The sequence below is a fragment of the Paenibacillus catalpae genome, from assembly GCF_900112695.1.
Taxonomy (GTDB): Bacteria; Bacillota; Bacilli; order Paenibacillales; family Paenibacillaceae; genus Pristimantibacillus; species Pristimantibacillus catalpae.
The window spans coordinates 279,301-290,096 of sequence record NZ_FOMT01000001.1 but is presented as its reverse complement, the minus strand read 5'-3'; the positions used below and the strand labels follow the sequence as shown (position 1 = coordinate 290,096).

8 protein-coding genes are annotated in these 10,796 nt (G+C 48.3%); all 8 read right to left on the bottom strand.

The features are described 5' to 3' along the window. Positions 1-161 precede the first annotated feature (161 nt). The 8 genes from BM200_RS00990 to BM200_RS00955 all read right to left on the bottom strand — a co-directional run bounded on the left by BM200_RS00990 (position 162) and on the right by BM200_RS00955 (position 10,750). Complete coding sequence (locus tag BM200_RS00990) at positions 162-1,697, bottom strand: ABC transporter substrate-binding protein (RefSeq protein ID WP_091180309.1); 1,536 nt, start codon at positions 1,695-1,697, stop codon at positions 162-164. Between the two features lie 34 nt (positions 1,698-1,731). Further along, the gene (locus BM200_RS00985) at positions 1,732-3,468 is read right to left on the bottom strand and encodes a sensor histidine kinase (protein WP_091180306.1); all 1,737 of its coding nucleotides are present in this window, start codon (positions 3,466-3,468) and stop codon (positions 1,732-1,734) included. Positions 3,469-3,473: 5 nt separating this feature from the next. Further along, positions 3,474-4,982, bottom strand: coding sequence for a response regulator (locus BM200_RS00980; protein WP_091180304.1), 1,509 nt, complete (start codon positions 4,980-4,982; stop codon positions 3,474-3,476). Between the two features lie 102 nt (positions 4,983-5,084). After that, positions 5,085-5,996: a glycoside hydrolase family 43 protein gene (locus BM200_RS00975; RefSeq protein WP_091180301.1), complete on the bottom strand. Its 912-nt coding sequence runs from the start codon at positions 5,994-5,996 to the stop codon at positions 5,085-5,087. Positions 5,997-6,076: 80 nt separating this feature from the next. Beyond that, complete coding sequence (locus tag BM200_RS00970) at positions 6,077-7,654, bottom strand: extracellular solute-binding protein (RefSeq protein WP_091180300.1); 1,578 nt, start codon at positions 7,652-7,654, stop codon at positions 6,077-6,079. 72 nt (positions 7,655-7,726) lie between these two features. Next, a complete protein-coding gene (locus BM200_RS00965; RefSeq protein ID WP_091180297.1) occupies positions 7,727-8,599 on the bottom strand; it encodes a carbohydrate ABC transporter permease in 873 nt (290 codons plus the stop codon). Between the two features lie 18 nt (positions 8,600-8,617). Continuing rightward, positions 8,618-9,586 carry an ABC transporter permease gene (locus BM200_RS00960; protein ID WP_091180295.1) on the bottom strand — a complete coding sequence of 323 codons (969 nt, stop codon included), beginning with the start codon at positions 9,584-9,586 and terminating at the stop codon, positions 8,618-8,620. 36 nt (positions 9,587-9,622) lie between these two features. Beyond that, positions 9,623-10,750, bottom strand: coding sequence for a glycoside hydrolase family 88 protein (locus tag BM200_RS00955; protein WP_091180292.1), 1,128 nt, complete (start codon positions 10,748-10,750; stop codon positions 9,623-9,625). Positions 10,751-10,796: the final 46 nt, after the last annotated feature.

Genomic DNA, 10,796 nt, shown 5'->3' with positions numbered 1-10,796 from the left:
CAGCACAGTTCCTCCTTTCGATCAACTTAACTTAACTATAGAGCGCAGCCTCAACCGCTCCTATCGCAATTTTGCAAGATTCCTTTAACTTTTTATCGATAATGAGGTTGGAATCGAAAAAAAGACTATCCCCTTGGATAGTCCTCATTCGCTATACCTCTCTATTTGCCAGGCTTTATCTTATCCAGCTGCCTCTGCAGCTCATCCATATAGCGGTCTATGCCCGCTTCCTTCAGCTTTGACTGAAGAACAACGAGGTCAGCATCAATGTCTGTGCTAAGGCCAAGATTAAGCGGCTGGATATATTGCTCCTTAACCGTCTCCAGCTCGGACATTTCATCGAATAGCAAGGAGGAATCAAACAGGAAATTCTGATATGGATCCTTGCCGTTTTTCTCTGCCAGCTTCGGCCCTTCCGTCAGCGTCAGCTTGTCGACGATTGCCTGCCAATGACCAGGATAAAGGATGGGAACATTCATATATCCGTCCAATACTCCTGTCCACGACTGCTTTTTATTTTTCTCCGGAATACCATCGTAAGAAATTTTGCCGCCCGTCAATTTATAATTCTCGCCTTCAACCCCATAAGCAAGCAGATTGTAGTAGGCTTGATCCGTATGCGCCTTCTCCAGAAATTTAAGAGCCATTTCCGGATAATTTGAATTCGAGCCAATAGAAATTTGAGTCACGCCAGCAGAGGTATTGGGCAAAAACAGCGAGTTTGGAAACAAATCAAACGTATAGTCCAACCACCCGTATTCCTGCCCCGGGTATGCGGATTTTAAGGAAAGAATATAGGAATTGCTTACTGCGCCAAAATGGTTATTAAATTCCAGCGGCTTCTTATTCTCCTTCATTAAGGCCAAAGTCTTCGTCGTTTCATTCTCCTGGGCGCCAAGGATATCGTGATCGACAATCCCGTCATCGTACCATTCTTTTGCTTTGGCCACCATTGCCTTATACTCCGGAGTGTCAAACATATTGATCCCTTTATAGGGGTCGGCGATAGGCGCAACAGCAAATTCGGATAAGGTATAATACTTATCTCCCGTCAGAGCTAACCACAGGTTATTGCTGTAACGTTTATCAATAATCATCGGGATATCCGGGTATTCCTCTTTTGCTTTATACAAATATTGCTCGAGCGTGCTAAAGCTCGTAATCGGAGGCAGATTCCACTTCTTCCTTAAATCCTCCCGATATAACATGCCTTCATGCCCCGCGCCGGGTAAATTTAACTGAGGGATGCCGTACAGCTTGCCGTCAATCTTTACCTGCTCCAACATCCCTTTGTAGTGATCAACCAGCTTTGGCACCTGGTCCAATAAAGGCGTCAAATCTACAAATGCATTTTTGGCGGCGAAGGATTTGAAGTCCGACCAGGAACCACCGACGTAGAAATCATATTCCTTCGAAGCAATGGCCATGCCGATGTTGCTCTTCTCTTCATCCCAGGGGATAAAATGAAACCGGACCGTCATTCCGAAATCCCGTATGGTCAATTCATCAAGCTGCTTATAGAACGAATCCATGCCGCTTGCAGGCGGACTTCCCATCGTAATGGCATTCAACTGAATAACCGGCTGGGCAGTCTCGCTCGCATCCTTCACCTCAGGGACATTGTTCTCGTGCCCCAAACAACCGCTCATAAGGATAGAGAAAGCCAGCAGAGCCGGTACGAATCGAAGTAATCGCATATTAAGTCTAACCCCCTTGAAACCAAACTTCTCTCTAGCGGTGAATAACCGGTACGTCAATGGTGACGCAGGTACCCTCTTCCAGAGTGCTTTGCAGCTGAAGCTCTGCGGTCTGGCCATAATATAAATCCAGCCGCTTTCTAATATTACTGAGGCCGTAGCCGCTTCCGCGATGCCTGCGCTGCTCGCTGCTGCCCTCTTCGGGCATGCCAACCCCATCATCGCAGATCTTTATAAGTAGACGATCCTTGTCTATGCTGCCGGTTATCCGAATCGTCCCTCTTCCTCCCGGCTTCTCGGAGATGCCATGAAGGATGGCGTTCTCTACAATCGGCTGCAGGGTTATCTTTGGAAGCATACAATCCATCACTTGCTCGTCAACATCAACCTCAAGCTGAATCCGGTTTTTGAACCGTTTCTTCTGAATTTCCATATAAATTGCGCTTAGCCTCAGCTCATCTTTAACCGTTACAAAATCATGGCCTTTGTTCAGAATCAGCTTGTAATAATCGGATAAGGCATAAATAATTTGCTGAATATTGTCCCGTTCTTCCTTCTGCGCCATCCAGTTGAGCATATCAAGCGTATTGTACAGAAAATGCGGATTGATCTGAGACTGGAGCGCCTTCAGCTCCGCCTGGGTCTTCTCCTGGCCTAGCTTATATTGCTCGACCATCAGCTCCTGCACACTGTTAATCATATAGTTATAGCTTAAGATCAGCTGGCCAACCTCGTCCTTGCTTGGACGAATGTCCAGTTCATTCAGACGGCCCTGCCTCACCTGGCTCATTTTGTTCATCAGAAGATAGATCCGTCTCGTAATCGATTTGGCAACAGGGAAAATAAACAAGAGCAATACGAGACAGATGATCAAATAGACCATAACCATTTGATATTTAATATGATTGATGCTCTCCGTTGCGGCGCGGTGCGAAATAACGGACATCAGATACAGATTGGTATTCCCAATCTCTTGGCCTCTTGCCATATAGGATCCGCTTGCAAGCGATACGTTCACATAAGAGCCTTTGCTGTCAAACGGTCCCTTCAGCCGCATCGTCTCGAGTTCTTTCTTCCCGCTGCCCGCGACAAGCTCACCGGCAGCGGTCTCGACATAAACGAGCTGCTCCGGGTTGGATTTCGTCAAGCTTTGCTCAATCTGCTTTAATTCCATATTCAGCGAAACGATGCCAATTGCAGAGGTATAGTCTTCCGGGTTCCAAAGCAGCTTGTTCAATGACAAATAAGACAGGCCCGTACGGGTATCAATATCCTTGTTTAATATCCAGGTAGGGCCTCCTTTATTGGCAATCACTTTCTGTGTCCAATCCAGTCCCCGAATGCTGTTCATGCGCCGCAAGAGAGTATCTACGCCGGTAAAGGCATAGTTATCATCCACAAAATAAACGATGTTGTCGATATCCGAGCTTGACACCATGATTTGCGTGTAATCCACGATATTGCCGTAGACCTCTATCTGATCGGCCACGCTCATACGGGCAGCCCCTTTGGAGAGGATCGCTTCCATGTCTTTGTTGACGATCAGCATGGAGGATAATTCCTCAATATGCTCAAGCTTGCGGGTTAAGGTGATGAGCGTCTGCTCATAGCTCTGATTCTCGGCATAGTTCTGCCCGTTCACTACAAGCTTGCGGATTTCGCCATAGGAGATAAAGAAGGTAATAATAAGCGGGACGATCCCGATTAAAGCAAATAAAATAATAATTTTCTTGCGCAAAGGCATGTCATTGACAGAATGGATATGGTTCATCCGGATCAGGTCTTCTTTCTATATTCAAGTGGCGACAAATCGGTTGAAGCCTTAAACACCTTGGCAAAATAACTCGCACTGGCGTAGCCGCACAGCTCGGCAATTGTATTCATTTTGTAATGCTCGCTCATAACCAGCTTCTTCGCCAAGCCGATCCGGTAATCGCTGATATATTGTTTAATGGATGTGCCTGTCTCTTGCTTGAACAGCATCCCCAGATGAGCGGTCGACAGATGCATGTGGTCGGCGATGGTCCGCAAATCAAGATCGGGATTCCGGTAATTGGAGGCAATGTATTGAATGACGTCCTGAATTAGCCGGGAATAAGGCGAAGATCGCTGCACCTCTTCCAAGTACGCTCCGCAGATGATGCGCATCATCATTTCCAGACTGTCCAGCGTCCTGCAGTCCCGCAGACTTTGCTCCACATTCCGAATGCCGTAATCATTCTCCAGTTGAATGAGCAGCTTCTGATTACCGCCAACCAAGGCTATGGCAGCGGTCTCAAATAACGCAATAATGCGTGCGCGGTCAGCATATTCCTGCTCTCTTAGCATGCTGCATGAGGATTCCACCCATTGCGGAAGCTGCTCGGGATGTTCATCCTTGCGCTTATAGAACTCCGGCAGCAGATTCGTGAAGAAGGTTTTGCTCTGCGTCCTCTCCTCTTGCCGCGAGTAGAAACGGATGTCCGGATAATAGAAGGAGCGTTCCGCTGCCATATAAGCCAAGCGATAACTCTCCGGAAGCTCCTCCAACCGGTTAGCGGCCTCTCCCATTCCGATGCTGTAAGAATCATGTTGTCGTACAAACAAGTCAGCCAAATAGTTGATCCGCTTGAAATCTTGCTTGTCATAAGCGGCAATAACAAAGCAGCGGTACCGGTCAAGCTGCTCCCCGATCGCCATTACCCCGGTGCTGCTCCAGTAGCGATTGATGAGATCCAGATCGGCACGGCTGTGTTCATCCTCGTTCCTGCTGAACATAATCATCCCCACGTAACGTTTGCCAAGGGGAAAACCCGTTTCCTGGCAAAGCTCCTTAATGGTGTCCTGATCAGCTCCCGTATCGCGCAATAAGCCGACCAGCCGTTGCCGCTCCAGCTCGTTTTTCTGATTCAAAACCGCCGTTTGCTTCTGCTTGCTCTGAATGCCAAGAACTGATTTCAGAATCGCCTGCTCGACTTCCGCAAGCTTGAGCGGTTTCTCTATATATTCAACAGCGGACAGCTTAATGGCGCTCTTCAAATAGTCCACGTCCATATAACCGCTCATAAATAATAATTGACAGCCCGGATTGGTCTCGGCAAGCTTTTCGGCAAATTCGATTCCATTCAGCTTCGGCATACGGACGTCGGTCAAGACAATATCCGGCTTCTTCAGCGCAGCCAGCCTTAACGCCTCCGCCCCGTCACAGGCGAGAAACACTTCCTGGATGCCAAATTTCTCGAAATCGATCGATTCGCTCAAGCCTTCCCGGGTGTAATCATCGTCATCTGCAATCAGCAGCCGCATGAGTCATCCCGCCCCTTTTTTTCCATGATGATAACGCTTGCAACTTCTTAAAGTTTATATGATCTTGTCGCAAATTTAAATAGTGAGGATAGATTCTTATATTTATCCATATACCTGAAGCAATCTCTCATACTCCAATGCCGTAACCGGAATAACAGAGCCATGCCGCGGCCGATCCGGTAAAGAATAATGCTCGGGCATCTGCCAGATGCCGGATGACAGATCGGAAGTAACAAGCGGAATATACCCTCGGAATCCAAATTCATCGATAAACAGATACCATTTCTCCTCCACGTTGGATTTGAAAATGATAGGACCTTCCCCCCGAACCATAAAATCGAGCTCTACCTGCTGATGAATCATCGCATATGTCTCATGCTCGAAGGATTGTCCCACTTCCTGAATAATGTTCTTTCCTTTGGTAAACCGGTAAATGTGCCCCTTATGCTCAATTAATGTTGCATCAAAAACGGAATAGCCATAATCCATATACACCCTTGGCTTGCTGAACTGCACAAAATCTTTCGTGGACACATACATCATCCGGTGATAACGGCCGGAACCGCCGGGGAAGCTGTCCGCCATAGAAGCCCAGAACACTTTAAAGTCCTGGTGCCTCGCATCATAGAAGATTTCCGGTGCCCAGGCGCAGCCCGCATCACTCGGAGCAACCTCGACCATTCGCTGATCCGACCAATGGATAAGATCATACGAATTCCACATCATAATCGATCTGCTGCCCGAGGTTACCGCACGATTCCAGCCCGGATTTCTGTAAATACTCAGATCCGTCGCCACAAGGAAAAATTTATCCCCTTGCGGTGACCTTGCCAGATACGGATCCCTTACCCCGCCTTCTCCTAATGCGGAGGTCAGTACAGGACGTCCGCCATTTAGCTCAAGCCATTGCAGAGGATCATTTCCTTTGCTCAGCGCAAAGTATACCTGCTCTTCATCTGCTGTCTCATTACCCTTGAAATAGGCAAACAAATAGCCTGCATAGTTATCCGCCACCTCATCCACCCTCTATCTATTTGAAATTGTGTGGTAAAAAAGGAAGACTTCTGATCAATCAGAAGCCTTCCCTTGGCCGTTTATTTCAATGCTTCTTGACGTTCTTTATATACTTTGGTAGCCTCATCCAGCATTTGCTGACCGCCCGCTTTCAGCCATTCCGCTTTAAAAGATTCAAACTCTTTCTCCACGTCGCCTTTCGTTACCATCACCTTGGAGTAGAAAGAATCTTCGAGCGTATTCAAGTTAGCCAAATATTGCGTTTTCGATTCCAAAGGTGTCGGACCAAGAAGATCGGAAATGATCTCATTGCCGGCATTCAGTTTATCCGAGAAGGCTTGTTTGTCGGCAGGCATCTGGAATTTCGCATTGGAGAGCGAACGGTCTACGAATGGATTATAATAGCCGCCTGTACCCAGATCGTTCTGCAGCTGCGGAGTATCCAAGTATTCTTTCTTCCATACGGGAACGCCGTCTACCATATCGTACGATACGCCTTCTTCGCCGTAAGTCGTTTTCAGATACACTTCATCGTTTGTTGCAAGATCTTCGAGCATTTGCAAAATTTTAATCCGTTTCTTGTCGTCCTTCTCCAGCTGCTTGCCGAACATAAGCGGGGTTTGCAGAGGCCCGTTCGACATGACGTACGTTTTGCCTGCCGGACCGATCAGACCTTTGCCATATACAACCGGGAAGCCGTTTGCTTTGTCCTGCTCCAGCATGCCAAACAGATGGTGGTACATGAAGGTGTCTTTCATACCAATCTTCTGGCTGTTCCATTTCGTTGTAATCTGGTCATTATCGTCTGTCAGGAATTCCGGATCAATCAGATCGGCGTTATACCATTGATTGATCTTCTTAACCGCTTCCTTGGCTTGGTCGGTAATGCCGCCCCAAGTGACCGTGCCGTCCGCTGCCAGCATGAATTGATAAGGGTTAACGCCGTACGAAGCGAAAACTTCATTAAACAGCTGATTTCTTGCCGCTTTGCCGCGGCCTGTCATGCCGTACGTATCCTTCTTGCCGTTGCCGTCCGGATCGTCATTGCGGAATTTCGTCAGCACATCCTCGTATTCTTCCAATGTTTTTGGTGCTTCCGTATAGCCGATCTTGTTCAGCCATGCACCGTTATAAGTAGGAATAAATCCGTATCGGCCATTCAGCCAAATTCTCGGTACGCCATAGTTCTTGCCGTCAACAAGCGCAATTCCCCATGCCGCGGTATCAATCGCATCAATATCCGCCGAATATTTCGGCATATATTGCTTAATCTCATCGGTAGAGATGACAGCGATAATGCCTTGTCTTGCATAGTTCGCCATATCCGCTTCTTGAAGCGTGCCCGGGAAAATATCCGGGATCTCGTTAGACGCAAGCTTCAGCTTAAAGCTTTCATCCGTAAGGTTCATATTGACGAATTTGACGTTGTATTTCTCTTCCAGGTATTTCTGAGTCGGGTTGCCGTCTGCTGACGGCAGATTCCAGGTCGAACCGATCGAGATTTCAATTGGCGCTTCTTTTTCTGTTCCGCTGCTCTCTTTCGCGTCATTGGTTTGGGATGCATTTGTGCCCGGATTGTTGCTGGAGTTGCTGCTGCAGCCTGCCATTAGGGATAGTGCCAGTACGGACGCTAATATCACTTTTTTGCCATGTTTCATTTTTTTGCTCCCCTTTACATGTAATAGACCTTTATTTAAACGGAGTACGTACTCCGGATAAACCAAACCATATTAACCTTTGAGAGAACCAACCATCGTCCCTTTGACGAAATACTTTTGCAGGAACGGATACGCAATGAGAATAGGTACAACAGCGAAGATGACGGTGGCCGCTTTAATCGACGTCTCATACTGAAGATTGGCCGCACCCGTAACCCTGCCGAATATTTCGGCATCCGCGCTTGTCACGACGACTTCCCTAAGGAAGAACTGAATGGTCTTCAGGTCTGTATCCGTGACGTAGATAATGGCATCAAACCAGGCATTCCAATTCGCAACGGCCGCCCATAACCCGAGTGTCGCCAGCACGGGCTTCGATAGTGGAAGGATGATACTCCATAGAATCCGCATATCGTTCGCACCGTCGATCTTGGCCGACTCTTCCACCTCTACCGGTATCGTCATAAAGAAATTACGCATGATCAGCATCGAGAACGTAGGAATTAATCCCGGCAGGATGTACACCCAGAAGTTGTTCAAGAGATGCAAATCTCTGATAAGTAAGTAAGTTGGAATTAATCCGCCGCTGAAAAACATCGTGAACACGATGATCATCGTATAGAAGCTGCGATGCGGCAGATGCTTGCGGGACAGCGGATAAGCCGCCAGCGCCATAGCAATCAGGCTGAGCACCGTACCGAGGACGGTACGAAGCGTTGTGTTCCTCATCCCGATCCAAATCTTCTTTTGCGTTAACAGCTGCTTCCAGGAAAAGAGGTCAATATCTCTCGGGAACCAATGGAACCCGAAGCGGCCTGCTTCCTTGGGAGCGCTGAAGGATATGGATGCAATATGGATAAATGGATAGATCGCTATTACGCAAAGCAATAAGATAAATAAAAATAAGATTACTTGAAACCCTTTTTCACCGGATGTCATTTTCATATCGCCATACTCCCCTCCTTACAGAACGCCTTCCTGTCCCATTTTCTTCACGATATAGTTCGTCCCGAGGACGAGCGTAATTCCGACGACATTTTTGAATAACCCGACCGCCGTCGTTAATCCCATCTGGAAGTTCACAATGCCTTGCCTGTAAACATAGGTGTCAATGACATCTCCGACCTCGAATACTGCCGGACTGTAAAGGTTATAAATCTGGTCAAAGCCTGCGTTCAGAATGCCGCCAAGCGAGAGAATAAACATAATCGATATAATCGGCAGCATCGAAGGAAGCGTGACATGCCAAGTCTGCTTCCAGCGGTTAGCCCCGTCCATGCGGGCTGCTTCATACAAGGTCTGATCAATGCCGGACAACGCAGCGAGGTAAACGATCGTTCCCCAGCCTACCTCTTTCCAGATGTTCGTTATGACTAGACTGAAGCGGAAATATCTCGTGTCCCCAAGGAAGTAGATCGGGTCGATGCCAAACCATCCAAGCACATAGTTAACCGGACCGGTGGACGGCGAAAGCATCAGAAAGACGATGCCCGAAAGAACAACCCATGAGAAAAAATGCGGCAAATACGAGATGGATTGAGCCATTTTCTTAAACCAGCTGATTCGGAGTTCATTTAGCAGAAGGGCCAATATGATCGGCGCCGGGAATCCGAACAGGATGTTTAGACCGCTGATGATGACCGTATTTTTCAAGATCCTCGGAAACTCCGGCGACTGGTTAAACAAATAATCAAAGTAGGCAAAGTTGTTCCAAGGGCTGTCCCAGGTCCCCAATACCGGACTGTAATCTTTAAAGGCTATCAGAATGCCATACATCGGTCCGTAGCAGAAAATCGCATACCAGACCAGGACCGGCAGCAGCATCAGGAGAAGATATCTGCTTTTCTTATACTCTCTCCAGGTATGTCGGAATTTGGACTGCTTCGCGGGTATGTTGGCGCTTTCAAAAGGGACAGCATGTGCTTTCTCCATCCTAACTTGCTCCTTTCCTATCGGTTCTTGCTTGACTTACCAAATGAGCACATGCTTGCCGGTCAAACGCATGAGGGCCTCGATAAAGAAGTAATCCCCGTAAATAATCGGAACCTCTGCATGTCTCTGTCCGTGATAAGCAGCCGTTCCGCCGTTCACGATGGAATCTTCGCTTACCTTCCAATTGCAGAAGCGTTCATCCGTTGCGCGTAAAATGTTAATCGCTGCGTTCCGGTATAAATCCTGTTCGAGCTCCGGAAGCGCATCGGCGATTTCGAGAAGTCCGCATGCCGCGCATACGCCCGCTGTTGTATCCCATCTGACCGGCTCCTTCGGCGACCGGAAGTCAACGACGGGAACAAACCCTGTAGCAGCTACATTCGCGATGAAGTAGTGGGCGATACGTTTAGCTGCGTTCAGGTAACGCTCATCCTTCGTGTATCGGTAGCTTAACGCGAAACCGTATAAGGCCCATGCCTGACCTCTTGACCATGAGGAACCGCTCGCAAAACCTTGACCGCCAGGCGCTTCGAGCAGCTCGCCGGTCTCCGGGTTAAGAATGGCAATATGATTGCTGGAACCGTCTTCCCTTACCGCATGCCGGAGCACCGTATCAGCGTGATCTGCTGCGATATATTGAAACCGCGGGTCGGCTGATTCCTGACTCGCCCAGTACAGAAGCGGAACGTTCATCATGCTGTCGATAATGATCCAGCCTGTGCAATCATCATTCCAGGCCCGGATGTATTTGCCGCGCGGATTGTATCTGCCCGCCAGCAGATTGGCAGCGTGCATGCCTCTTGTCTTGGCTCTTTCGTTGCCGGTGAACCGGTAGTTCGCTACCGCGGAGTGCAGCCACATAAACCCGACATCGTGATGCAGTCCGTCGTATCCATCAAACGCCGCGTCCAGCCTGCGTTCCACGCCTTCAGCCGCCGCTTTATATTTGTCTTCCTTTGTCGCTTGATACAGGTGCCACAGCATGCCCGGCCAGAACCCGTTTGTCCACCAGAATACGTCAGACTCTCCCATATCCTCACGGTATACGCCTTCTTCCGGCACATAAGGAATCCGGTCACCGATCCGGTCGCACTGAGCCGACATCTTAAGCTCGATCTTGCTCCATGTGTTGTCGATCCACTGCTGAATATCGTCTTTAACCATGCTCATTCTCCTACTCTCTGTCGTTAACATTTCCTCTTGCTAAATT